The sequence below is a fragment of the Thermostichus vulcanus str. 'Rupite' genome (assembly GCF_022848905.1).
Lineage (GTDB): Bacteria > Cyanobacteriota > Cyanobacteriia > Thermostichales > Thermostichaceae > Thermostichus > Thermostichus vulcanus_A.
The window spans coordinates 29,621-54,427 of record NZ_JAFIRA010000004.1; the positions used below are offsets into that span (position 1 = coordinate 29,621).

Sequence of the window (24,807 nt, forward strand, 5' to 3'; positions counted from 1 at the left end):
GTCAAAACCCAAATGAACGCTCACCTCAAGCCGGATACAGCTCCTTCAGCAGGTGGGCATAGCGCTCTGCCACGGGGTTGCGCTTGATCTTCAGGGTTTGGGTCATGAGTCCGTTTTCCACGCTCAGGGGTTCCGGCAAGAAGCGAAAATCCCCAATTTGGTCATCCGGTCGATACCCTGGCCGCTGCTGGATGCGGGTGCGCAGTTCCTCCAAAATCAGGGAACGCACCTGTGGACTGGCCAGCCACTCCGGTTCAGCAGTCGGGATCCCTTGTTCGGTAGCCCAGGCCTGCAGAGCCTCGAGATTGGGGTAGATCAGGGCCGCCAATTTTTTCTGATCCTGCCCAACCACCACAATTTGGCTGATGTAGGGGCATTGCAGACACACATCCTCAAGCGGTTGCGGCTCAATGTTTTCTCCATTGGAGAGGACAATCGTATCTTTGGCCCGCCCGGTGATCACCAGTTGCCCATCGGGGGTCAGCCAGCCCAGGTCTCCGGTATCAAACCAGCCGTCTGCAGTCAGCACTTTCGCAGTGGCTTCTGGGTTGTTGTAGTAACCCATCATCACTTGGGGGCCACGCGCCGTAATCAGCCCCTTTTCGCCTTGGGGTAGAGGCTGGCGGGTTTCCGGATCAAGGATCCGGAACTCGGTGCCAGGCAAAGGGGGGCCAGCCGTACCGCGCACATTCCACTCAGGCCGCCGCGCACACAGTACCGGCGAGGTTTCTGTGAGGCCATAACCATTCAAAATCGAAATTCCAACCACCTCGTAGAACAAATCTAGATAAGCCGGCAGGGATCCGCCGCCACTGATGGCGTGTTGAAAGTTAGGCCCTAGGGCTTGCCGCACTTTTTTGTAGATCAGCAGATCCCCCAATTTGTGCAATGGCAGCAGCAGCAGGTGTTGCAAGCGGGCCCGCAGACGCTCGGAGGGACTAGCCCCATAGTGCAAAATGGACTGGTTCCGTGCCACACGGCCCGCCAACACGTAGCGTTCGCTCAACCGGATCAACCCACGAATGATTCGCTGCATCAGGGCACTTTTTTCATTAAATTGTCGCTGGATCCCGTCATAAACGGTTTCCCAAATGCGGGGAACAGCAACGAGAAAATGGGGCGCTTCTTGTTTGAAATCCTGCTTGATAAAACGGGGATTGGTATAGACCAACGTACAAGCGCGGCTGAGAAGAAAATATTCACAAGCCCGTTCGTAAGAGTGCCAAGTGGGCAGAATGGTCAACACTCTATCACCCGGTTGCGGCTGCACAATCACATGCAGATTCTCGACTTGGTGCATGAGGTTGCCGTGACTAAGCATCACCCCTTTCGGTCGGCCAGAGGTACCGGAGGTATAGATAATGGTGGCCAGTTGGGAGCGCTCTAGGCGTGGGGCTTCGAAGCCATGATCCCGTCCTTTTTGCAGCCATTGTGAGAAGTTCAATACTTCTGTTTGTTCCTCATCGGAGAGCAAAAGCACCCGTTCAATACCCAGCGCCCGTACATCCGACTGGATCCGCTTCAAGGTTTTCAGATCCTGCACAATCAAGGTTGTACTGCCGGAGTGGCGCAGAATATAACCCAGCTCCTCCGGGTCAGCGATGGCGCTGCGAGGGACATTCACAGCCCCCGTAAACATCGTGGCCAAGTCCGCCATCAGCCAGCGGGGAGAGTTATCGGCAATCAGGGCAACTCGATCTCCAGGGCGGATCCCCAGGGCTTGTAGTCCGCTCGCCAGTGTTTGCACCTGTTGGAATAGCTTGCTGTAAGTGATTTCGAAAACCGGCTGCACATGGGGATCCCGCAGAGCGATGTGCTGAGGAAATTGTTCGGCTAACCTCTGCCAGACGTTCAGCAGTGTCGTCCCAGGGGCAGTGGGGGTAGCAGAAGCGATGGCAGTCGTCATAATCTGTACCGTAAATCACATTTACAGTCTAGTAAACCAGGGTTTTGCCTCCGGGATTCCTCAGGACAGTTTACGATCTGTCACCGGATGGGCGGCCCACGCCTGGGCTGAGGAGAGATCCCCAAAAACAAACCGATGCCAACTTGCAGTCGGCAACGATCTCTTCATCAAAGCTGCAAGTCCCTCGCAAGATGCGTCAGGATAGAAATAAGACAGAAATAAGCTCGACCTAAGTGTTCCTCACATACCCAAAGATACCCAAAGAGGTTCTTTCGTCATCAGTTATCAATCTGGAGGATTATATGAAAACCTCTACAAAGCCTTCTAGGAATTCACAAGCCAAACTCTACAGGGATCCCTTATCTCCAGAGTTGTATGATGACCCTGAAGCAAGATTTCACCATCGGGATCCCGATGTCCATCCATAGCAGAGGGGGGCGAGGAAGCCCCTAGCAGCTCATTATCCTTGGAGGTTGTATGCCAGTGGTCAGACCGTTTTCGTCTTTTTGTGAAGGCAATTCCCACTCTTTATCCGGGATCCCTGAGGCGAAGGCTTTTGATCCGTTTGCCCTAGAGCGAGAGCAAATGGTTAGAGAGCAAATTGGGCAACGGGGCATCCGGGATCGACGGGTACTACAGGCTATGCAAAAAGTTCCTCGTCATCGTTTTGTACCGCTTGAACAACAGGCTCATGCCTATACGGATCGCCCGCTCTCCATTGGCTACAATCAAACGATTTCTCAGCCTTATATTGTTGCGTTGATGACAGAAGCAGCCCAACTGAAGCCAGAATCGGTGGTGCTGGAAATTGGTACTGGCTCCGGTTATCAAACGGCAGTTTTGGCAGAGTTAGCTCAACAGGTTTACAGTCTAGAACGGATCCCGGCCTTGGCAGAGCAAGCGCAGCAAACGCTATACGCCCTGGGCTATCGGAATATCCACATTCGCCAAGGGGATGGGTACCAAGGTTGGCCAGAACATGCTCCTTACGATGCCATTGTGGTGACGGCAGCCCCTCCGACTCTGCCGCCCCTGTTGCCGGACCAGTTGGCGATGGGAGGAACATGGGTGGTTCCGGTGGGGGAGGGATGCCAATCTTTGTTGATCCTCCACAAAACACCCCAAGGGTTGATCCAAAAGGGCTCTTTCCCAGTTCAGTTTGTCCCAATGCTTTAGATTGATCTTTAAGCTGATCCATCATCTGATTCACCAGAAAGACTGGCACGAATTTGTAAAGCCAGTTGCGGGTCATCCGTAATCAATCCCTGGATGATCTTCGACTGCAAACAAGCTCTCATTTGCTCAGGATCGTTCACCGTCCAGACATAGAGTGGGATCCCGGCCTCGGTTGCCAGGTTGAGAAACTCTGGGTTAATCCAACTGTGGTGAGGGGCAAGAAAATCAGCACCTAAATCCCGGCTGTACTGGAATAGAGATCCGGTTGTGTATTCAGTTGTCTGTGAATCTTGAGATTCCGGGGCTTTCCTGTCTACCAGGAGGCCAACTTTGAGTTCTGGATCCCATATTTTTACCCGCTGTACCACCTGCGGCAAAAAGGAGGTGATGACATAGTGATCTGGATATTGCTCTGGGGTGAGACTATCGCGGATTAAGGCTAGAACCTGCTCTTCATAACCTGCTTCTTTGAGTTCGATATCGAGGGTGATTTTGCCCTTGATGTGCAACAGGGTTTCTTGAAGGGTGGGAATCGTGGGTTTGTGGGCTTGAATCTCCGCCCAGGTTAAGGTTGCTAAGGGTTGTCCCCCCAAGTCAGCATCGTGAAAAATGAGCAGGATCCCGTCTTGGCTGCGGCGGACATCCAGCTCAATTTGGTCGGCACCGATGGTGATGGCGGCAGTGAAGGCTTCTAGGGTATTTTCTTCTGCCTGGGTGTGATCTCCACGGTGGGCGATCACCCGGCACAGGTTTTGGGTGGTCATACTGCTGGTTATAAAGTTGCTTGTCAAATCATGTCTGCATGTTGGGGGTTGGGCTCTGAGCTTTGGGCTGCCATCAGAATACGCTCCCGATGGCGCAGGGTGGTAAAGGCCACTTCCCAGGGCAGGGTGAAGGTGGGGATGATGGCGACTGACCACGGTAGCGAGGGCCTGTCCAAAAGCATAGTACTCGCCGGTGGAACTGCCGGTGGCTGAGTGCAACACGTAGCTAAGGCTGTAATAATGGGCCACCCCCCAACCCACTCCGCCGATCCCCGCCAAACTGAGGAACACCACCGCAAGCACAAACCGACGTCGCTGCATTTCCATAGCAACGCTGAGGGGATCCCCGACACCCCGCAAGTCTTCACTGCCAGTATCTCAGCCCCACTGGGGAAGATATCCGGAAAAATCCTGTTTCTTGACAAACTGAAAGGGCCCCGATAGGGATCCCCAAATCACCTGATCCGTTTCTGGATCCCGCCCTTGATCCAGGCTGTGAAAATAGTCGGCCCCAATCTCAAACTCGCTGTACAGATAGGTGGTTTTACCCTTGCGCTCCACGATACACCCCTTACCGGGCACACTCTGACCTCGATAGCTGGATCCCGTCCATTCCACCTGAGTGATACATCCGGGCAAGGGTTCCAGCCCCGCTGCGGTCAGACCGGCCAATTTCCCCAACTCCCGACCGGCACACTTATAAGAATCCGGAGCCGTGAGAGCATAGTTTTGAATGCGGATCCCGTCTGGGGACTCGAACAGGTGCAACACCCGTTGCCGATAGGGCTGCTCAGGATAAATATCGTACAGTTGCTCCACGTAAAACCCCACCCCATTCAACACCGACCAGGGCAAGGGGCACTGATACACATGGATATTGGCAAACCAAACCGGCTCTGTGATCGCCTGTTGCAGGTTATTGAAGTGTCCAGCCATCCAGGTGGCCAGTTGCGCCAGTTGTGGAGAAACAGACGGAGAAGTAGACATAGATCGAGCCAGGGATCCCGACAGTGCAAACGTTCCTATTATCTCCAGCGATGAACCGGCACACTCTACAGAAACAGCGAGACATAGCGTTAAAAATGGCTGCGGGGTTGGGTTGAAAGAACGGGCTACAGTGGAGAAGCGAAATCACTGTACCTTTGGGATCTTGTTTGAGAGTTATGTCCGCCCCATCCCTTCCCCTGCTTGGACAATCTCTATCCGCACTGAAAGACTGGGCCACTGCCCAAGGGCAACCCGCCTATCGTGGGCAACAACTGCACAACTGGATTTACCAAAAAGGGATCCGCTCTCTGGACAAGGTGACGGTGTTTCCCAAAGGGTGGCGAGAGGCGCTAAAGGACTACCCAGTGGGGCGATCCGAGATGGTACAACGGACAGAAGCCCGCGATGGCACGGTGAAATATCTGTTGGGGTTGACGGATGGGCAGTTGATCGAGACGGTGGGGATCCCGACCAGCAAGCGTCTGACGGTGTGTGTCTCCTCTCAGGTGGGCTGCCCCATGGCCTGTGACTTTTGTGCCACAGGCAAAATGGGCTATCGGCGCAACCTGGAGCTGCACGAAATTTTGGATCAGGTTTTGACGGTACAGGAGGATTTTGGCCGCCGCGTTAGCCACATTGTGTTTATGGGCATGGGAGAACCCCTCCTCAACCGCGACACGGTGGTGCGAGCCATTCGCAGTCTCAATCAAGAGATTGGCATCGGCCAGCGACACATCACCCTATCCACTGTGGGAGTACCTCGGCAAATCCCCTGGCTGGCCCAGCAAGATTTACAAATTACCTTGGCCGTTAGCCTCCATGCCCCCAACCAGGAACTGCGGCAACAGTTGATCCCGTCGGCAGTCCATTATCCATTGGCGTCTTTAATCCAGGATTGCCGAGACTACATGCTCAGCAGCGGGCGACGGGTAAGTTTTGAGTACACATTGCTAGGGGGAGTTAACGATCTGCCGATCCATGCTCGGCAATTGGCGGAACTGTTGCGCAGCGCCAGCCAGTCAGGGGTACAACTGCATGTGAACCTGATCCCCTACAACCCCATCTCTGAGGCTGACTATCAACGCCCTCACCCGACACGGGTCGAAGAGTTTGTCCGACAACTAGAGCAGCACCATGTGCAGGCCAGTGTGCGCCAAACCCGTGGCTTGGATGGCAATGCTGCCTGTGGCCAACTTCGGGGATCCTTTCTACAAAATCGCGCCGTTTTGGTAACCACTCCCCAGTTACCGGCAGGCAATGGGATTCCTAATTGCCCTTACCTGAGGGAGCCAGAGGGGAACCTCAAAGCTTAACCCCAGAGCAAGTTAGCCGATCCAAGGGATCCCAGTTTGCGCTGCAGTAAACGTTCTCTCCTTGCTTTGGGTTCCCAAACACCCCCTAAGATGTTCCACCCCCGTTCAATCAATAACCATAGTAGTTGGAGCGCCACCAAGCCACCGGCAGGGCCAAAGCCTTACTGAGGGTAGAGACATAGGCACGGGTGCGAAACACCTGGTAGTGATTGCGCTCAATCGCATTCAGGATTTGTCGATACAGCATCAACGAAGCCGCCACCGGCCAACGAGAATCCGGCTGTAGGGTGCGGATCCCTTGTTCTGCTTGTGCATAGAGCTGTCGAGCTCGTTTAATTTCATAATCCATCAGGGCAATCCAACGCTCATCGATCACGTAGTTGAACAAATCCCGTTCAGAATAGTTGAAGCGACGTAGATCCTCCAGAGGCAGATAAATGCGTCCCCGCCGCGCATCTTCCCCCACATCCCGCAAAATGTTGGTCAGTTGCATGGCAATGCCCAGAGCCACCGCTTCTTCGGTGCCATCCAAGCCGGGCACAAACCCCATGATCTCAGAAGACATCAAGCCCACTACCCCTGCCACCCGGTAGCAATAAAGGCGCAAATCTTCCCAAGTGGAGTAGCGTTGGGTATCCAGATCCATGCTTTGGCCCAACAGCATTTCCCGAAAGGGTTGGATGGAGAGCTGATAGGTTTGGATGGCATCGATCAGAGCCAAGTCGGTGGGGGTTTGCGGTTCGCCCCCTTGAAAAAGGGCTTCCAAATGGGATCCCCAGTGCTCCAGTTTGCTACGGGTCACCTCTACCTGGGTGTTGCTGGCTTCCAGACCATCCAACAACTCATCGGTTTGCCGCAACCAAGCATAAATGGCCCAAATGGCATGGCGCTTCGGTCGAGGCAACAACAGGGATCCCAGATAAAAAGTTTTGGCGTGCTTGGCCGTAATCTGGCGACAGAGGGCGATGGATTGATCAAGCGGACTCATCTGGCTCATCTCCAGGGGCGCAGGGCCAGGGCAAAACAGGGATCCGGACAAGAAAGGCACATCATAAACACTACGGGAAAGGGGACACAGTAGATCAGCCTAGGTAGCAAAGTCGGGGGAAATCCGGGTGGAGGCTTCTCTAATTGGTAGCGATTTAAACGCTGGATGCCGTGAGTGTCGGAGGGGTGGAGGATGTCGGGGTTTTGGTCGCCGGGATCCCTTTGCTGATGGCCTCAGCTGCCCATTTGCCGGAGAGAATCGCTCCCTCCATGCTGCCTAGGAAAGGTTGCCGGGTGTAGCTGCCCGCCAAAAAGAAGTTGGGAATTGGGGTGACTTGGGTAGGGCGGTATTGCTGTCTGCCGGGAATGGCTTTGTAAACCGAGCGCGGTGTTTTCACCACCACCCATTTCCGGATTTGAGCCGGGTTGGGGCCGCACAAGTGTTGCGGGAAGAGCTTTTTCAGTTCTTCGAGGGTGGCAGACAGAATCTCCTCATCGCTGCGTTCAATCCATTCAGCAGCAGGAGCCAGCACCAACTCCAACATGGAGCGTTCTGGGTCGGCATACGCTCGACAGGTATTGCTCATGTCGGCGTACACGCTCAGTAGCGGAGAACGAGAAAACAAAGAGTGATCAATCTCCGTCAGCTTGCGGTCAAACCAAAGTTGCAGGCTAATCACCGGCACCCCTTCCAATTCCTGCAACTGCTGAAAATAGGGGATCCCTCTCCATTCAGCAGGCAGCAATTCCTTGAGTGGATCCACCGAAAGGGCGGAAACATAGGCATCGGCAGTGATGTCCATCGGCACGGATCCCTGTGAATCTTGTCGAGCAAAACGAAATCCTTGCACGCTCCCATCTGAGTTGAGGGCAATCTCCTGTAAAGCCCTATTGAGATGCACTTCGCCACCACGGGCCACAATGTAGTCCACCATCGGCTGACACAGACGTTCTGGTGGTGCGCCGTCTAGGTAGGCAATTTTGGAGCCATCTTTTTGCTGGAGGAAGCGATTGAGAGCGGTCAGCGGCACTGTAGCCGAGATTTCGTCGGGATTGATAAAGGCGAGCGCCTTGGAAACGGCGATGAAAATGTCGGTATTCACTCGTTCGTCGATACCCTGCCGCTGCAACCATTCCAGCAAGCTGTAGCGATCCATCTGCTCCACATACTCTTGCCCCCGAATCATGGCTGGGATCAGGCCCATGGCAAACTTCACCTTTTCTGCCCAGGTGAGCATGTCGTTGTTGCGCAAAATAGCGACAATGGCGTTCCAAGGGGCAGGGATATCCGGCAAATCGAAGCGGGAATAGGTGCCTGGCTTGTCCGGTTGGTTAAAGATTAGAGCGTGTTGCTTCCATTGGAGACGGTCAGAAATGCCCAGCTCCCGAAACAGTTGCAAGGTATTGGGATAGGCTCCAAAAAAGTTGTGCAGCCCCGTCTCGACCCAATCCCCATCGGCATCTTTCCAGGCGGCTACCAGCCCCCCAAGCACATCCCGCCGTTCGAAGAGGATCGGTTGATGCCCGGCATCACAGAGATACTTGGCACAGGCCAGCCCAGCTAGCCCTCCTCCAGCAATGGCAACGCGCATGATTCTGATGACAAAGGAACAATTTCATTCTATTTGCAAACCGTTACAATTGCTCGGTCTGCCAGTGGTGGGCAAGGGTGGGCAGGAGACGCTGCCGTTGGGAGCGCTGAAGAACCCGTGGGGATCCCTAGCCGATTGCGGGAGCCAACCCAATAAGCCTCACTACCCAGAAACTGTCTTTCGCCGAATACTTGACTGATGCCGATGGGGCAATCATTGCAACTGGAGGACTAGGGGATCCCTTGCCAATGGTTTCCCGAGCTGGTTCTGACGCCTGAACCAATTTCGGGAGGCAAACTCTGAGTTCTGAACCTAGCGGCGGTAGCTCAACTGCCCAGAAACCGTCCGCACTGGACGACGTTTGCGCCAGCGTTTCCAACTAGAGACCATCCAATCGCTGAGGGTGTGGTTCATGGATCCCAGTTCTAGGCCCATACCAATCCAAAACAGCAGCTCGGCATGCACTTGTAGCAGTTGCCAAAGATCGCTGCGCCACACCCAAGGTTGCCACATCCACCAGCCCAACCGGGATCCCAACCAAGCCCACAAAAGCCCAAACCCCCCTACCCACAAGCCCAAGTACAGCACCCGCACCGCCGTACCCAGAATCGGCCCATGGGACCAAAGGGAGCGATGCCGCATCCACTTGCGGTAGGGCAGCCAAATCCAGCGCAAGAACAGCCAGCGTTGATACTGCCGAGAATGGGTATCCAGATCCCCAGAAAACATCAGGCCACTGAACAGATAAGCGGATCCCACAGCCAAAGCAACGGTGGTACTGTTTCCCAGCAAACCGGCAGCCACAGTGATGGTTGGAGCCGTCCAGAGGGTAATGCGGTCGTGGGTGGATCCCAGCGGCATAGGGCAAGGGTACGCAACTGCGGCTTAGTCTACCCGCTCGATGGGGAGAAAGCTTGCCCTCACCCGGGATCCCCTATCCCTGCCTCGACGCGAGAGCCAGACGAGAAAGCCCAAAGCAACGCTACAGTAACGCTACAGTAAAGTTCTCAGGAAAGTTCTCGGGATCCCTTGCACAGCCATGACTGCCCCCCTGATCCAAAACCGCGACCTTCTGGAAAACCGCCTCAAAGAGCTTCCTGCCGAACCTGGAGTGTATTTGATGCGGGATGCTACGGATCAGATTCTCTATGTCGGCAAGTCAAAAAAGTTGCGCTCGCGGGTGCGCTCCTACTTCCGGTTTACCAGTGATCTGTCTCCTCGTATTCAGCGCATGGTGATGCAGGTTTGTGAGATTGAATTTATCGTCACGGACAATGAAAGTGAAGCCTTAGCCCTAGAAGATAACCTGATCAAAACCCATCAGCCTCCCTATAATGTTCTTCTCAAAGATGATAAAAAATATCCCTATCTGTGCATTACTTGGTCAAATACTTACCCTCATCTTTATATCACCCGTCACCGTCGCCTCAATCAAAATCAAGACAAATACTATGGCCCCTATACTGACGTGGGCTTGCTGCGCTATACCCTTGGTTTAGTGAAGCGCATTTTTCCGCTGCGGCAACGGCCCAAACCGCTCTATAAAGATCGCACCTGTCTCAACTACGATATCGGGCGCTGTCCGGGGGTATGCCAAGGCTTGATCAGCCCGGAGGACTATCGCAAAACCCTATCCCAGGTGGCAATGATCTTTCAGGGCCAAACCGATGAGCTGGTGAAAGAGTTACACCAGAAAATGATCCAAGCCGCAGAACAAGAAAACTACGAAGCTGCGGCCCGCTTCCGAGATCAAATTCGGGGATTGGAACAACTAGGGGAATCCCAGAAGGTTTCCTTGCCCAACTCCACCGTCAGCCGTGATGCGCTGGCCTTGGCCATGAATGATTCCCGGGCTTGCATTCAACTGTTTCAAGTGCGGGTGGGCAAATTGGTGGGGCGCTTGGGCTTCATTGCCGAAAATCAAGGCGATGACCCGGCGTTGATTTTGCAACGGGTGTTGCAAGAGCACTATCAACACTGCGATCCGGTAGAGATCCCGTCGGAGATTTTGACCCAGTATGAGTTGCCGGAACAGGATTTTTTGGAGGCTTGGTTGAGCCAGAAAAAAGGGCGTAAAGTCAGCCTGGTGGCCCCGCAGCGGCAGAGCAAAGCCGAATTAATCGAGTTGGTGGAACGGAATGCTGAACTGGAACTGACCCGTACCCAACGCTTGGCGGATCGGGATGCGGCGGCTCTGGAACGCTTAGCAGAGGTGCTGGACTTGCCGGAAGCCCCGCGGCGGTTGGAAGCCTACGATATTTCCCACATTCAGGGATCCGATGCCGTGGGCAGTCAGGTGGTGTTCATCGATGGGCTGCCCGCCAAGCAGTATTATCGGCGCTACAAAATTCGCAATCCTGAGGTGCGACCCGGTCGTTCCGATGATTTTGCTAGCCATGCGGAGGTGGCGCGGCGTCGCTTTGGCAAAATGACCCCTCAGGATCAACCGGATCTGGTGCTGATCGATGGGGGCAAGGGGCAACTGTCGGCAGTGCTGGCGGTGCTGGCGGATCTGGGTTTGGATCATCTGCCGGTGATCGGGTTGGCCAAGCGGGAGGAGGAGATCTTCTTGCCGGGGGATCCCACCCCCATCCGTCTGGATCCTCAGGATCCGGCCCGGTTATTGTTGCAACGCCTACGGGATGAAGCCCACCGATTTGCCATTACCTTTCATCATCAGCAGCGGAAGGTTCGTCAACAGGCTTCTACGTTAGATGAAATCCCCGGGCTAGGCAAACATCGACAAAAACTTCTACTGGAGGAGTTCCGCTCCATTGCCCGCATCCAGATGGCTTCGGTGGAACAGTTGGCTCAGGTGCCCGGCATTGGCCCGAAGCTTGCCCGGCAGATTTACCTCTACTTTCACCCCGATTCCCAAGCTGAATCTCTAGAGACAGTACAGGTGGGTTAAGGCAATAGCCGGGATCCCGAGGAGCCACCCCGTAAAATTCATCCGAAAACCCTAAAGAATGGTGTACTCATCGAACAGGGATCCCTGCAAATGTGCCCCACTCAGGTTGGCTCCCCGCAAATTGGTACCCCGTAGGTCAGTCTGGCTCAAATTGGCCTCCTCTAAATCTGCCTCCCGTAGGTCACTGGCCCGCAGATCTGCCCCCGCGAGATTGGCTAGCCGCAAACAGGCACGGCGTAAATAGGCATCCGTGAGATTGGCTTGGGGCAACGGCCAGAGGGTACGCGGTTGGTTGAGAATGCGCCAGACCTGCCTCCATTTGCTGTCCAGCTGGGTTTGAGCATCAAGGGTGGTTCCCCGCAAAATGGCTTGTCCCAGGTCAGCCGCCTGCAGATTGGCTCTGCTCAGATCGGCTCCTCCTAGGTGACAGCCGCGTAGGTTAGCGCCGCGCAAATCGGCATGGGCGAGGTTGGCTCCACGCAGATCGGATCCCTCTAGATCCACTTGAAACAGACGAGCTTGTCGTAGGTCAGCCCCTTGTAAGGAGGTGGTGTGGAGAATCGCTCCGCTGAAGTCTGTGGCGGTGAGGTTGGCCCGATCCATCTGGGCAGAGTGAAGATAAGCTCCGTGTAGGTTTGCACCCGCCAAATCCATATCCACCAGGTATCGGGCATCCAGATCCTGCCTAAGGATTTGCCATACCCGTTGCCATTTCTCGGCCATTTGGGTTTCTGGGGTGAGGTGAGCACCCCGCAGCAGGGATCCCTGTAAATTCGCTCCCGTCAAATCAGCTTGGTGCAAATCGGCGCCAGTGAGGCGGGCATAGCTGAGATCGGCCCCCATGAGATTGGCCTGGCGCAAATTGGCTTCGCCCAAATCGGCATGGCTGAGGTTAGCCTGCTGTAAATCTGCTCCCTGCAGATGGGATCCCTCCAGGCGGCTGTAGCTGAGATCGGCATAGCCAAGAATGGCTCCGCTCAAGCGGGCACTGCTCAAATCAGCCCGACTCAAATGGGCTCGCCACAGGTTGGCCTGACGGAGGTTGGCTCGACAGAGATTGGCCTGTTCCAGGTTGGCCTGGCGCAGGTTGGCTTCCCAGAGGGTGGTTCCCACCAAAACCGCCCGGTAGAGCACAACCTCACACAGACGGATCCCTGAGAGATCGGCTCCGCTCAGGTTAATTTCGTGCAGATCGGATCCCCGCAACCCTGTCTGGCTCAAGTCCAATCGCTTGAAATCTCGCTCCCCCTGGGCATAGCGATGCAGCAGTTGCTGGGCTGGATGGAGCATGTTTAGTCTGGGGTGGCAACCGGATCCCGCCCCTGACAGCGACCACAGACGGGGTAGGCAGATGGGTAAAGGGTATCGCGGCGACCAAACCACTTGTAACGGTGATCGCGGATTTGGGCGTACCCTTGATTCGCCAAGGGTTTCAGGCCCGGGATGCCACGGTACAAGCTCAGCCACAGGTCTCCACCGGGCAGGAGGGCGGCGATCTGTTCGGCAGCTGCGGCTCCCTGCCAGCGTTGATTGGACTGTTCCAAGTCGATCAGAATCATGCCCAGCTCAACGTCTGCCGGTTGGATCCCCCATTCCGCCAGGGTAGACGCATCTTGCATGGGAGCGTAACAAAACCGTTGCCCGCGATCCAGGTGTTCCAACACCTTGACCCCGTTGGCGCAGAGGTTGCACAGCCCATCAAAAATGACCAAATACCGCATGATCGTTCCCTCAAGCAACCGTTACGGGTTGTCCCAAAATTTGTGCTTGATACTCGGCTTCCGAGAGCAATTGCTGTGGATGTCGCTGCAAAAACACTCGACCGATCAGATGATCGTATTCATGCTGGAAAATCCGCGCGGGGAAGTCCTGCCAAACCACCCTCTGCCGGGATCCCTGCGGCGTGTAATACTCCACCTCCACCTCCCGCGAGCGGGCCACCAACCCGCGCCGATCCGGTACACTCAAACAGCCTTCCCACCCCAGCACCTGTTCAGAGCTAGCCGCCAGCAGCTGCGGATTGATCATCACCAAAGGCTGCATCTGCGGGGCATCAGGATAACGGGGATTGGGACGAGAGGCGACAATCAGCACCTGCAGCAGGGATCCCACCTGAGGAGCGGCTAACCCCACCCCATTGGAGTCCTTCAAGGTGCTCAACATACTCTCGATTAGGCGGTGCAAATCCGGATCGCGAAAGTGACTCACTGGCTCCGCCACCTGAGTCAGGATGGGATCCCCAATTTGGCGTAGGCGCAAGGTCATGCAAACTCTCGTCAGACAAACTCTCTCCAGTCTAACGGGGATCCCATTCGCGCCAGCGGGACGAAGTCCTCACCTAGCGGTCTTTGCCAGCAGCGGCCAGTTCCAGCACCAGCTTCGAGCGTTTGAGTCCTTCCGGAATCGGGATCGGATAGTTGCCGGTAAAGCAAGCGGAACAAAAGGAACTGGGATCCTTTCCGGTAGCGGCCAGCATGCCTTCCCAGCTTAAGTAGGCCAAAGAATCCACACCAATCTTCTGGGCAATCTCTTCTACAGAATGGTGGGCGGCAATCAGCTGATCTTGGGTATCTGTATCAATGCCGTAGAAGCAAGGGTGGGTGACCGGAGGGCTGGAAATGCGCATATGCACCTCTGTGGCCCCCGCCTGGCGCAAGGCTTTGACAATTTTCTGGCTGGTGGTACCCCGCACAATCGAGTCATCCACGATCACCACCCGCTTCCCCCGCAACACATCGTCTAACGGGTTGAGTTTCATGCGAATGCCCCGCTCCCGCATCGATTGTGTCGGTTGAATGAAGGTGCGGCCCACATAGCGATTTTTGATCAACCCTTCGGTGTAGGGGATCCCCAGTTGACGAGAAAAACCAATCGCTGCCGGCGTGCCGGAATCGGGCACCGACATTACCCAGTCCACCTCTGCCGGAGCTTCCTTGGCCAGTTGTTCCCCCAGGCGCACCCGGTAGGAATAGAGGCTCTCCTCCTGCATCCAGCTATCGGGGCGGGCAAAGTAGATCATCTCAAAAATGCAAAGCTTGGGAGTTGCTTCCGCCCAGCGTTGGGTTTGCAGCCCCTGTCGGGTAATCCACACCAGTTCCCCCGGCTCCACCTGCCGCAGATAGTCGGCCCCAATAATATCGAGAGCACAGGTTTCGGAGGCCAGAACATAGTGCAGGGGATCCGCCTCTGGGTGACTGAGGGTACCGTCGCTACAGATGATCTCTCGTGGCAACAGGTCATCGAGGGCGGGGTTATTGCTCAACAGGCCCAGTACCAAAGGACGCACCCCATGGGGATCCCGTGCCCCGATCAACCCTTCCGGGGTACCGATCACCAGGCTAAAGGCGCCCTGGCACCGTTGCAAAGCCTGACGGGTGGCCCCAAGCCAGTCTTGTCCTTGGTTGACGGCTTGGGCAATGGCATGGGCGATACATTCAGAGTCGGTGCTGCTCACCAAATGCCGATCCTCAGCCTCCAGTTCTTGCCGCAGTTGCTCGGCATTCACCAAATTGCCATTGTGGGCCAAAGCCAAAGGCCCCAAACGGGTTTCGACGATCACCGGCTGGGCATTGGCAATACGACTGGATCCCGTGGTGGAATAGCGGGTATGGCCGACCACCAACTCCCCCGTCAGTTGGGCCAGATTCACTTCATCAAACACCTGGGAAACCAAGCCCATCGCCTTGTGAACTCGGCAAAATTCCCCCTCAAATGTGGCGATCCCAGCCGATTCCTGGCCACGATGCTGCAGGGCGAACAAGCCAAAATAAGCTAGCTTGGCCACATTTTCCCCTGGGGCTAAGGTACCAAACACCCCACACGCTTCCTTCGGCCCTTCCTTGATATCCCCGCTATCCCCTAACTCAGCAGGCTGCACTTGCCCTCCCCATTTGGGAGATAGTTCTGCTCCTGCCCTTACTGTCATGGATCCCCTCGTTGGTGTAGCGACTAACAGTTTAACTTGGCAGGCCGGGAGTGGAGCCGATGCCTGTCTGGGATCAACGCCAGATCAACAGGCTCCTGACAGATCCAACCGCTCAAAACCAACGGAGAGGGTCTCAGATGTTCTAAGGGAATGGGGAGTGGAACTCAAAGGATCCCTTACCAGAAGGAGAATCCTCTAAGTGGAGTAAACACTGCTAATAGTGTTTGCAAAAAACTGGGGCTCTATTTATAGTGTTAGCAGCAAATCCAATCCGCCTGCTTTCCCTTTTTAGGAAGCAGGAAATGTTCCATTTGAATCCATCTGAGCTGAATCGAGCCCAGATCTGTAGCGCAACAACCCCCCAAACTGTGAGGAGCCAGAGCCCATGAAACTCCAGCCTTTGCGATCCCACCCGAGTCAAGCGTTGGCCATTTCTTTAGTTAAAGCCAGTGTAGCCGCTCTCGTGCCGTTGTCACTCCTAGCCTGTCAAGAAGACGCCCGCGAACAGCCCACAGTCACCATCACGCCCATACCGGCGGTGGCTCCAACGCCCAACCCGATCCTGACTCCCAACCCGATCCTAACTCCCAACCCTCTCCCGACCCCACTGCCCTCGCCAGCGCCCACCCCGTTCCCTACCCTCAGCCCCTCTCCCTCCCCCAGCCCCTCCCCCACTGCGACTGGCTCAGCCGAGGCTCCCTCGATTGCCATTGTTGCCCTAACGGATGCACGACAGACCGTGCCCTTTAATGTGTTGGTGGCTGTCACCACTCCTGCCGGTTTGGGTACCGGAATCAGCTTCCGGGTTGAGGTGAAACAAAGCCCCCTGACGCTGACGTTTGATTTCACCGCAGCTGCGGTGGGGTGCCAGGCCAATAGCAAAACCTGCATCGGCACCATCCCCATCACCATTCCCACCACGGTTCCGACGGGAGCTTACGAAGTCACGGTGATGGTGGCTGATACCCAGGGCAAAATAGGTTCCGCCAAAGCCCCCCTGATGGTGTTGCCAGCCCCGAGTGCTTCTCCTTCGCCAACGCCGACCAGTACCGGCACCCCCAATCCCTTCCCTTCGGTGTCACCTGCTCCTAGCCCGAGCCCCAGTCCGACAGTCAGCCCTTCTCCGACAGCTAGCCCAACAGCTACCCCAACCCCCTAGGCCAGTTCTTGAAGCACCTGCCTCAGGGTGGCGATCAAGTGCTCAATATGGGTTTCCTCGATGATCAAGGGTGGGGAGAGCGCAATAATATCCCCAGTGGTGCGGATCAATACCCCGCGCTCATAGCAGCGTAAGAAGGCCTCAAAGGCCCGTGCGGTCGGTCGGCCAGGGATCCCTTCCAGTTCCACGGCGCCGACCAAACCCAGGTTGCGCACATCGATCACGTGGGGCAATCCTTTCAGGGAATGGATGGCTGCTTCCCAGAGGGGAGCCAAGCGGGCGGCTCGCTCGAACAACCCTTCCTGTTGGTACAGCTTCAAGGTGGCCAAGCCGGCGGCACTGGCGACAGGGTGTCCGGAATAGGTGTAGCCGTGGAACAGCTCAATGGGACTCTCGGCGGAGTCCATGAAGGTGTTGTAAATCTCCTGCTTAACAATCACTGCTCCCATCGGAATGGTGCCGTTGGTCAGGCCCTTGGCACAGCAAATCAGATCCGGCACAACCCCAAAGTAGTTGGCCGCAAAGGGGGATCCCAGGCGACCAAACCCAGTGATCACCTCATCAAAAATCAGCAGAATGCCGTATTTGTCACAGATGGCCCGCAGCTTTTCCAAATAGCCCACCGGCGGGATCAGTACACCCGTTGAACCGGCCACCGGCTCTACGATTACTGCCGCAATCGTGCTGGCATCATGCAGGGCGACAATGCGTTCCAATTCTTCCGCCAGATGGGATCCCCACCGGGGCAAACCACGACTGAAGGCATTGTGCTCCAGGTTATGGGTATGGGGTAGGTGGTCTACTCCGGGGACGAGGCTGCCGAAATACTTGCGGTTACTGGAAATTCCACCAACCGAAATACCCCCGAAGCCAACGCCGTGGTAACCGCGCTCTCTGCCGATCAACCGCTGGCGGGATCCCTGGCCGCGGACACGGTGATAAGCAATGGCAATCTTCAGGGCCGTATCCACCGCTTCTGAGCCGGAATTGGCAAAAAAGACGTGATCCAGACCGGGGGGAGTCAATTGGATGAGCTGATCCGCCAGTTCAAAGGCTTTGGGATGGCCCATTTGAAAGGCTGGGGCATAGTCCAGTTGAGCCACCTGCTGTTGGATTGCTTCCACAATCGCTGGGCGACAGTGGCCGGCATTCACGCACCAAAGTCCAGCGGTTCCGTCCAGAATTTGCCGGCCATCGTGGCTGGTGTAGTGCATGCCTTGGGCAGCCACCAACAACCGTGGATTGGCCTTGAACTGCCGATTGGCCGTGAAGGGCATCCAGAAGGGTTCTAGGTTCAGTTCAGCGTGTAGCTCTAAAACTGCATTTTTCATCGTCTCTGGCACAGTAAGTCCCTCCCAAATCCGCATTCTGGCTAACTCAGGGCAACTCCACCGAAGTGGGCTTGGAGGCATGGGGTAACCCCCAGCCTAGCTTCTCACGCATAATGCGGAAAAATTCCGGCCGCTGCAAACGCATTAGGTCTGTCCAATAGGGTGCGCGCACCACGCGGATTTGATCTTCGGGCATGATGTAACATCCTGCATTGCCATCCACCACCAAAACCAAAGGTTGGGGGGTGACGGGGCTAATCCACACTTCCTCGGAATCTTCAAACACCAAAGCCCGGGAGGCCATGGAATGGGGACAAATCGGGATCAACTGCAATACAGGGACTCTTGGTGTGAGGACTGGCCCCCCTGCGGAGAGGGCATAGGCGGTGGAACCGGTGGGTGTTGCCAAGATCACGCCATCAGCGGCCACATCCAGAGGAGAGTGCTGCCCAATGGTTACCTCGAAATGGCACATGCTGGTCAAGGGTTCGCGGTGCAACACCATCTCATTCAGGCTCAAGACTTCCCAGCGCAATTGGTTGTCTCGATACACCTGTGCCAGTAACATGCTGCGCCGATCCAGGGTGTAGTCTCCGGCAATGGCTGCTTCAGCCGCTTCTTCCAAATGAGAAAGGTAGGTTTCCGTCAAAAAACCTAGGTGACCTGTGTTAACAGCCAACAAAGGGATCCCTTTTGGGGCCAATTGCCGGGCTGCTGCCAGTACGGTGCCGTCTCCTCCCAGCACCACGGCAAATTGCATCGAGGAGTCAAACCCGGCTGGGGCTAAGCTATCCACCTGGGTTAGACAAATGGGGCTATCCGGCTTAGCATAGCCGAGGATCCCTCCCCAATTGGGGGCAACACAGACCTCCCAGCCTTGCTGCTGAAACCATTGCGATAACGTCTCGCTACTGCGCTTGGCGGCGGGTTTGGCATCGTTGTAGAGGATCCCGGCTTTGGGCTTGGTCATGGGGCAAGGGTGAGGCAGGAGTGCCAAAACTCTATCAGTTCTATAGGCCCTTCTGCCGGAATGGACTGAAATCGAACACAAAACCGGACACAGAGGGGGAACCAGTTGCCGCTGAGGAGGTTGTGTGGGGTTTGAGCCCTCAAGGATCTGTACTTCCTCAAGTATTGGCACATCAGTATTTGCACAACTACAAGCTTCTCGTTTTCTGCCTGGCCATAGCTACTGAGGATTTGGCAGAATCAGGAAAGAGGCTGGCCTGAACGATGGAACGGGGATTGCTTTGGCTACCCTTGCTGACGGGGTTCTTTGGCTTGGCTGCTCTAGGCTGGTGGGAATTTCGCAAGGTGGAAACCTACCGCACTTGGGCTCAGAATTTTGCGCGGAGCAAATACGATCTTTATGCAGTGTTGGGCTGGACGGATACGCAGCTCACTTGGGGTAAGCCCTCTCCTTTTGGCCCGCGCGACCTCAAGACCCTAAACCTCAAGGATGTGCAGGCGGTTTGGCTGTTGTTGGATGAACAGCGCTTGCAGCAGGATCAGAACCCTCTGCAAAGTAAGCCTCCTCGTCAAATTGAGCTGGAGTTTCAACCTCAAGGGATCCGGATCCCGTTTAGTCAGCTGGATCTGGCCTTGGTGTGGTGGCAGGCGCTTTGTCATGCGCTGGAGCAGAACTGATTCAGATGATTGATTTCGATATTCGAGTATTCTCTGCAAGTGTTCGAGGCTCATCCTGAAGGGAAGACTCGGCCCTAAGGTAGGAAAACCATGCCCAAATCGCTGGGATTGAGGCTGGGATCCAGTTGGGTGTTGGTATCGTAGAGCGCACCCGTTAAGTCAGCCCCGACCAAGAAAGCACCCCGTAGGTCAGCCCCCCGCAAATCGGCATTGTGGAGCCTGGCCCCGGTTAAATCGGTCTGGCGTAGGGTGGCTCGACGCAGATCCGCCTCACTCAAATCCGCCACCTGTAGGTTCGCACCCGTCAGATCTGCTTGTTGCAGATTGGCGTGGGATAGATCCGCCTCCCACAAAAAAGCCCCCGATTGATCTGAGTCGCTCAGGTTGGCTTGGCTCAAATCTGCCAAATTCAAGATCGACTGGGAAAGGTCAGCCGCTTGTAAATTGGCCTGTTTCAGGATCACCTCTTTCAGGTTGGCCCCTTGTAAATCCACACCCGGCAGCTCTGCCCCCGTTAGATCACAGGCTGGGCAATCTTTGGTCGGGGAGACGATTTGAGATCGGCCCAACTGGGCATCCAACTCCAACTGCGCGGAAGCCATAGCTCCGAACATCCCGAAGGCCAGCAATGTCCCCATAAAGAAGCTTTGTTGGGTTAAACCCAACGGCTTTACAGACTGGCTGCGAGTCCATCCCATGATTTTCACCGGGATCCCCTAACTTCGGCAGGTTATGGGTGTGTTGAGAAGGCTTCTACTACTGATGGTATCCGCTTTGATCCAGTTTCTCGGGGATCCCCTATATCTTGGGGTTGTCGGGGGTTAAAAATAGCTACCAATTTAGGGCAACTCCGGCTGACAATGGGGACAAAAATGGGCCGAGCGTCCTGCCAGTTTAAGCCTCTGAATCGGTGTGCCGCACACCCGACAGGGATCCCCTTCTCGACCATAAACCCAGGCTTGCCCCTGGTAGTTGCCATTGAGCCCATTCAGATCGCGGTAATCCCGCAGGGTGGTGCCCCGTTGCGCTAACCCTGCCTGCAAGACCCTGACAAGAGTTTCTCGTAAACGGGCTATGGCGGTGCTAGAGAGCTGGAAAGCGGGTGTTGTCGGGTGAATGCCACTCAAAAAGAGGGCTTCGTCCGCATAAATGTTGCCTACCCCCGCCACCAGAGTTTGATCCAGCAGGGCGGTTTTGATGGGTCGTTTGCTCCGCTCCAAAGCTGTTTGAAAATATTCATCGGAAAACGCTGTCGAAAAAGGCTCTGGCCCCAACCTTTGCAAGGTCGTGATCACCTGCTCTGGGGCTACTCCGGCGGGCACCAACCACATTTGACCAAAGGTGCGCTGATCTACAAAGCGTAGCTCCCATCCCCCTTCTAGGCCGAAACGCACACGGGTATAGGCTGACAAAGGGATGGATCCCTTGAGCCAGAGCATTTGTCCGGTCATGCGCAGATGCACGCCCAAACTTGCCCCAGAATCCAGGGATCCCAACAAATATTTTCCCCGCCGCTGCCAACCCGTAAAGCAAGCACCGATTAGGCCCTGCCGAAAGCCTTCCACCGCCGGATAAGCAATGGTACGAGGCAAAAGCACCTCTACCCTCAGGACGACTGACCTGAGGGTGAGGCCCTGTAAATCTTGCCTAACCGTTTCAACCTCCGGCAGTTCTGGCACGGAACGACAAGCTCAAGCGACACAACTCCCGGCCAACGGATCCCGGTTTGGGTCTTGGGTTAGACATTTCAGTGGCTTAGGCGGTAGGAGCAGCAGGAGCAGCTTTGGCCTTGGCTTTGGGAACTTCCAACACTTCCAACTCATCTTCACGGAAATTGTTGGTGTTGATGTTGTAGTAATTGATTTTGTCGAAACGGACGATGACAGGGTACAAAATACCGCTGGTATCCACAGCTGCGACGGTTCCCACATCCCGATACCAGTAGGATTCCTTCCGCAGCACACGCACTTTGGCACCACGCTGAATCGCCATGAGGGTTATCTCCATTAACCTGAACTCAGATTACCTTAGTCAATGAGGAGGCTGCGATTTCTGAATTTTTGTGACAGGGATCCCTCTCCATCCTTTCCGGTTAACTGCAAATGAAGCGTCGAATTTGTGGGGCTTGGCTGTGTGGATCAGCCTTGGCTTGGGGCCTGCAGACGGGATCCAAAAGTTTTGCGCAGCCACAACTGCCCCATCCACGGGATTTTGCAGCCGTTCTTAACCTGAAAACAGGGCGAAGGGCCGCTCTTTGGCAAGCGGAACAAGCCTCCCGGATTCAGGCGAGTCCTGGCTCGACAGTGAAATGTGCTGTTGCTGCGGCAGCTCTGGAAACGGGGATCAGCCACAGAGAGCGAACGATTCACTGCCCAGGATGGTGGGATCCGCCACCGCAGCTGGGGCTGGGGCGCCTGCCCTGCTGGGATTCTCGCGGCCATGGATCCCTAACGTTATCTGAAGCCTTGGCCCAGTCCTGCAATGTGCATTTTTACCAGTTGGGGTGGGAACTGGGGGCAGGGGCTCTCTCCGAGTGGTTACGCCGCTTTGGCTTAGGAAATGGCCTGCCACCGGCTATAGAAACCGCTCCTCCTCCCCTGCTGGCCACAGGTCAGCTTCCCGGTTGGCAGGTGGATCCCTGGGATTTGCTGGCCTATGGAGCCGCCATTGCCCGACGCGGGATCCCCCTGGAGGGAGAAGTGCGGATCCCAGCCATTCATCTGGCCGAGCCCGTTTGGGATGCGATTCACGCGGGCTTGCGGTTGGCTGCCCTTGCCGGTACCTGCCGAGGGATTGCCCCAGAAGGGATCCCGGTGGCTGCTAAATCAGGGACGATTCTCAATCCTCGTCGAGTTGGGCAGCGAACTCTGTGGGCCGAGGATTTTCAATCTTGGTTGTTGGCCTTTTGGCCCCTGCCACAACCTGACCGGGCTCTGGTTTTGCATCTGCATCAAGGCAAAGCCTATGAAGCTGCCATCCCTATAGCCCGTCAGATCATTGAAACCATTGGGTTGTCCTCGCGCTTCTTGCAACCATGAAGAAATGCAAACTATACTAAGGGCTAGGTATCGTTCTTGTTTGTGATTCTTCACACGCTCTTTTTCACCCTTGCTCCCACTCATCTCGGAGGTTCTCATGTCTAACCCGAATTTGTCTGAACCGAAGTTTGGCTTTAATGAGTATGCAGAGCGCCTCAATGGTCGTGCTGCGATGATCGGTTTTGTCTTGGCGATTGTCATTGAAGCGGTTACTGGCCAGGGTGTTGCTTCTTGGCTGGGCTTGCTCTAAACCTGATCTCTTCTACAGTTGGAGACAAGTTGATTCTTTCTGGATTCCCTCTGTAGTTCAACATCTCCAAATTAAATACAAAAAATTAGGGATGCTCTTGTTAGCATCCCTTTTTTAGTGAATCAATCAAGATTTCCTTTTAGATAAAATTTTAGATAACTCTTAGATAAAGATGAGCCTAGCCATCCTCTAGGAGGAGGTTATTTCCGGGTCATTTCCGTCTCAGATTGCGAGCCATGTTGCGGAAGATGTCCATGTCGGATCCCGCTTGGCGACGAGGATTTGCCTGACTACTGGTGCTGCTTGTGGGGGCGGATCCCTGTTCAGAAGTGGCTTCAGCAGTTTTGGGTTCTTCCGTGGTCAGCTTGACCTTGCCAAGAGAAGAAATTTGCTCTACAACTTCTATCTTTTCCGTCGCACCAAAATCCAAGAAAGTGTGCTTCACTGTTTTTGGGGTGCGCATGTAGTCGATATTACCAAGGGTTTTGGCTTCATCGGGATCTAAGAAAAAAGTGTTGTCTTTTGACTTTGTGGGTTTAGAGACAGACTCTGCAGTGGGTATGGAATCCCCCTTGCCACGAGAACCCAAAAGACGTCTGAAGATACCTACCATGGTTGTTCTGCCTGCAATGCGAGGGTTGGATAAACTGACTCAGAAGATGGGCTGACTTCCCTCGACCTGGGATCCGAAGGTTGTGCCCAATCATGAAAATATGTTAAGTCAGTTTGGGATAATATGCCCCCTGCTTGTGCTGAAGATTTTCCCTACTTGGCGCTCATGCTCTGAATGTCCACAGCAAATCAGGACGGATCCCAGCAACCGTCCCAAGACTTGTGCCCGAAGATTGGATGAAGCAATCTTGGGAGTCACTTCAGCGAATTTAGGGATCCCGCTAGACCACTGTCATACAAGCTAGCAACCCAAAGATCCGTACTGATCCGCTTTTCTTAGTGTAGTCTGGCACTTCATGATCAGTGTTGGGAGTGGGATTTGCCCCAGGAGGAACCATGACCATCCAATCGATTGTTGAGGAAATACTGCGAACCCGCTGTTTTACCTCACAACATGAAACCCTGATCCATCGCTTATTGTGTGATCGTTGTTTTGACGATAGGGATTTAATTGCATTGGCTAACCTAACGGAAGCGATGATTCAGGGTGCCGTTCTTCGCTAAGCGGCCACTGCTGTAGAGTTGTCTACAGAAATCTGTGTTGAACAATTCGTATTGAGCGGTGAGAACAGTCTTCGCCCAGACCTTCTCCCCATTCACATCTGCTTGAGTGCTAGCTGCTTACGCCTCAGACTGGCTTGCTGTAGCGAGAGGCCTGCGGAGCGTAGTACACTCCGATTTTCAGTGGGCTGCCTAGGTTGAGAGCTGTGCCGATACAGCGAGCCAAGATTTGGATGTCCAGCCGATGATCGACCGGTTCTGTAACCCTCTCGTTTAGAACATTAGAAGCAGAAGCCTTTTTACTCATCGTCATCAAAGCCCTTAAATTAACTTAAAGTAAAACGATTAAACAAACGGAAAAATCCTGGTGCTAGCTTAGAGCTTTACATCTTTCCCTTGCGTCGGTAGTCTCACCGATTTATTCCGCAAGAAATTAGAGCTTTTTCGAGGGTTCAAGGGCCATTTTCTCAGGGATCCCACTGAAAGCGGAGATTGAGTGATCGCTTCTTCCAGCCGCTTGCTGCGGCTGCGCACGTTTTCTGGCTCACGCCACCCCCCAAGCTGATGCTTACAGCAGGCTTCGCCAACGGCTATGTTGCTACGCAACGCAACTGCTCTGCATCGCTTGTGCAACAACGCGAGGGGCGG

The 24,807-nt window shown here is 55.0% G+C and carries 23 protein-coding genes; 7 read left to right on the forward strand and 16 right to left on the reverse strand.

Annotation, left to right across the window (positions count from 1 at the left end):
* Positions 1 to 25: 25 nt before the first annotated feature.
* Positions 26 to 1,906 (reverse strand): AMP-dependent synthetase/ligase, encoded by a 1,881-nt coding sequence (locus tag JX360_RS02760; protein WP_244349050.1) that lies wholly within the window; start codon positions 1,904 to 1,906, stop codon positions 26 to 28.
* Positions 1,907 to 2,389: 483 nt separating this feature from the next.
* Here JX360_RS02760 and JX360_RS02765 point away from each other — a divergent pair, with 483 nt between their 5' ends.
* Entirely contained in the window at positions 2,390 to 3,082 is a 693-nt protein-coding gene (locus JX360_RS02765) for a protein-L-isoaspartate(D-aspartate) O-methyltransferase (protein ID WP_425244347.1), read from the forward strand.
* 8 nt (positions 3,083 to 3,090) lie between these two features.
* On the opposite strand, the gene JX360_RS02770 is transcribed toward JX360_RS02765, so the two are convergent.
* Both JX360_RS02770 and JX360_RS02775 read right to left on the reverse strand, forming a co-directional pair.
* Positions 3,091 to 4,173 carry a glycerophosphodiester phosphodiesterase gene (locus JX360_RS02770; protein ID WP_244349052.1) on the reverse strand — a complete coding sequence of 361 codons (1,083 nt, stop codon included), beginning with the start codon at positions 4,171 to 4,173 and terminating at the stop codon, positions 3,091 to 3,093.
* 51 nt (positions 4,174 to 4,224) lie between these two features.
* Positions 4,225 to 4,833, reverse strand: coding sequence for a chromophore lyase CpcT/CpeT (locus tag JX360_RS02775; RefSeq protein ID WP_244349053.1), 609 nt, complete (start codon positions 4,831 to 4,833; stop codon positions 4,225 to 4,227).
* Positions 4,834 to 5,009: 176 nt separating this feature from the next.
* On the opposite strand from JX360_RS02775, the gene rlmN reads away from it, so the two are divergent.
* Positions 5,010 to 6,146, forward strand: coding sequence for a dual-specificity RNA methyltransferase RlmN (rlmN, locus tag JX360_RS02780; protein ID WP_279611195.1), 1,137 nt, complete (start codon positions 5,010 to 5,012; stop codon positions 6,144 to 6,146).
* A gap of 109 nt (positions 6,147 to 6,255) precedes the next feature.
* On the opposite strand, the gene JX360_RS02785 is transcribed toward rlmN, so the two are convergent.
* The 3 genes from JX360_RS02785 to JX360_RS02795 all read right to left on the reverse strand — a co-directional run bounded on the left by JX360_RS02785 (position 6,256) and on the right by JX360_RS02795 (position 9,586).
* Positions 6,256 to 7,134, reverse strand: coding sequence for a phytoene synthase (locus JX360_RS02785; protein ID WP_244349054.1), 879 nt, complete (start codon positions 7,132 to 7,134; stop codon positions 6,256 to 6,258).
* 154 nt (positions 7,135 to 7,288) lie between these two features.
* Positions 7,289 to 8,725 carry a 15-cis-phytoene desaturase gene (gene pds / locus JX360_RS02790; RefSeq protein ID WP_244349055.1) on the reverse strand — a complete coding sequence of 479 codons (1,437 nt, stop codon included), beginning with the start codon at positions 8,723 to 8,725 and terminating at the stop codon, positions 7,289 to 7,291.
* 312 nt (positions 8,726 to 9,037) lie between these two features.
* Positions 9,038 to 9,586 (reverse strand): metal-binding protein, encoded by a 549-nt coding sequence (locus tag JX360_RS02795; protein WP_244349056.1) that lies wholly within the window; start codon positions 9,584 to 9,586, stop codon positions 9,038 to 9,040.
* Between the two features lie 178 nt (positions 9,587 to 9,764).
* On the opposite strand from JX360_RS02795, the gene uvrC reads away from it, so the two are divergent.
* Positions 9,765 to 11,636, forward strand: coding sequence for an excinuclease ABC subunit UvrC (gene uvrC / locus JX360_RS02800; RefSeq protein WP_244349057.1), 1,872 nt, complete (start codon positions 9,765 to 9,767; stop codon positions 11,634 to 11,636).
* Positions 11,637 to 11,687: 51 nt separating this feature from the next.
* On the opposite strand, the gene JX360_RS02805 is transcribed toward uvrC, so the two are convergent.
* From JX360_RS02805 to purF, 4 genes are all read right to left on the reverse strand, one after another.
* Positions 11,688 to 12,926, reverse strand: coding sequence for a pentapeptide repeat-containing protein (locus tag JX360_RS02805; RefSeq protein ID WP_244349058.1), 1,239 nt, complete (start codon positions 12,924 to 12,926; stop codon positions 11,688 to 11,690).
* Positions 12,927 to 12,928: 2 nt separating this feature from the next.
* Complete coding sequence (locus JX360_RS02810) at positions 12,929 to 13,357, reverse strand: thiol-disulfide oxidoreductase DCC family protein (protein ID WP_244349059.1); 429 nt, start codon at positions 13,355 to 13,357, stop codon at positions 12,929 to 12,931.
* Between the two features lie 10 nt (positions 13,358 to 13,367).
* Positions 13,368 to 13,901, reverse strand: a complete 534-nt coding sequence (gene def, locus JX360_RS02815) for a peptide deformylase (RefSeq protein ID WP_244349060.1) — start codon at positions 13,899 to 13,901, stop codon at positions 13,368 to 13,370.
* A gap of 73 nt (positions 13,902 to 13,974) precedes the next feature.
* Positions 13,975 to 15,561 carry an amidophosphoribosyltransferase gene (gene purF, locus JX360_RS02820; RefSeq protein ID WP_244349061.1) on the reverse strand — a complete coding sequence of 529 codons (1,587 nt, stop codon included), beginning with the start codon at positions 15,559 to 15,561 and terminating at the stop codon, positions 13,975 to 13,977.
* Between the two features lie 385 nt (positions 15,562 to 15,946).
* On the opposite strand from purF, the gene JX360_RS02825 reads away from it, so the two are divergent.
* Entirely contained in the window at positions 15,947 to 16,720 is a 774-nt protein-coding gene (locus JX360_RS02825) for a hypothetical protein (protein ID WP_244349062.1), read from the forward strand.
* Here the strand turns inward: JX360_RS02825 and aptA are convergent.
* Both aptA and JX360_RS02835 read right to left on the reverse strand, forming a co-directional pair.
* Positions 16,717 to 18,051 carry an omega-aminotransferase AptA gene (gene aptA, locus JX360_RS02830; protein ID WP_425244348.1) on the reverse strand — a complete coding sequence of 445 codons (1,335 nt, stop codon included), beginning with the start codon at positions 18,049 to 18,051 and terminating at the stop codon, positions 16,717 to 16,719. The genes JX360_RS02825 and aptA overlap by 4 nt on opposite strands.
* 46 nt (positions 18,052 to 18,097) lie before the next feature.
* The gene (locus JX360_RS02835) at positions 18,098 to 19,021 is read right to left on the reverse strand and encodes an NAD(+) kinase (RefSeq protein WP_244349064.1); all 924 of its coding nucleotides are present in this window, start codon (positions 19,019 to 19,021) and stop codon (positions 18,098 to 18,100) included.
* A 263-nt stretch (positions 19,022 to 19,284) separates the two neighbouring features.
* Here JX360_RS02835 and JX360_RS02840 point away from each other — a divergent pair, with 263 nt between their 5' ends.
* Positions 19,285 to 19,698 carry a hypothetical protein gene (locus tag JX360_RS02840; RefSeq protein ID WP_244349065.1) on the forward strand — a complete coding sequence of 138 codons (414 nt, stop codon included), beginning with the start codon at positions 19,285 to 19,287 and terminating at the stop codon, positions 19,696 to 19,698.
* A 74-nt stretch (positions 19,699 to 19,772) separates the two neighbouring features.
* Here the strand turns inward: JX360_RS02840 and JX360_RS02845 are convergent, their stop codons facing one another.
* From JX360_RS02845 to JX360_RS02855, 3 genes are all read right to left on the reverse strand, one after another.
* Entirely contained in the window at positions 19,773 to 20,396 is a 624-nt protein-coding gene (locus JX360_RS02845; protein WP_244349066.1) for a pentapeptide repeat-containing protein, read from the reverse strand.
* Positions 20,397 to 20,537: 141 nt separating this feature from the next.
* Positions 20,538 to 21,377 carry a DNA-formamidopyrimidine glycosylase gene (locus JX360_RS02850; protein ID WP_244349067.1) on the reverse strand — a complete coding sequence of 280 codons (840 nt, stop codon included), beginning with the start codon at positions 21,375 to 21,377 and terminating at the stop codon, positions 20,538 to 20,540.
* A 76-nt stretch (positions 21,378 to 21,453) separates the two neighbouring features.
* Positions 21,454 to 21,690 carry a photosystem I reaction center subunit IV gene (locus JX360_RS02855; protein WP_244349068.1) on the reverse strand — a complete coding sequence of 79 codons (237 nt, stop codon included), beginning with the start codon at positions 21,688 to 21,690 and terminating at the stop codon, positions 21,454 to 21,456.
* A gap of 110 nt (positions 21,691 to 21,800) precedes the next feature.
* Here JX360_RS02855 and JX360_RS02860 point away from each other — a divergent pair, with 110 nt between their 5' ends.
* The gene (locus JX360_RS02860; RefSeq protein ID WP_244349069.1) at positions 21,801 to 22,736 is read left to right on the forward strand and encodes a penicillin-binding transpeptidase domain-containing protein; all 936 of its coding nucleotides are present in this window, start codon (positions 21,801 to 21,803) and stop codon (positions 22,734 to 22,736) included.
* 97 nt (positions 22,737 to 22,833) lie between these two features.
* Positions 22,834 to 22,986: a chlorophyll a/b-binding protein gene (locus JX360_RS02865; RefSeq protein ID WP_235279712.1), complete on the forward strand. Its 153-nt coding sequence runs from the start codon at positions 22,834 to 22,836 to the stop codon at positions 22,984 to 22,986.
* A 211-nt stretch (positions 22,987 to 23,197) separates the two neighbouring features.
* Here the strand turns inward: JX360_RS02865 and JX360_RS02870 are convergent, their stop codons facing one another.
* Positions 23,198 to 23,449 (reverse strand): hypothetical protein, encoded by a 252-nt coding sequence (locus tag JX360_RS02870; protein WP_244349070.1) that lies wholly within the window; start codon positions 23,447 to 23,449, stop codon positions 23,198 to 23,200.
* Between the last annotated feature and the right edge of the window lie 1,358 nt (positions 23,450 to 24,807).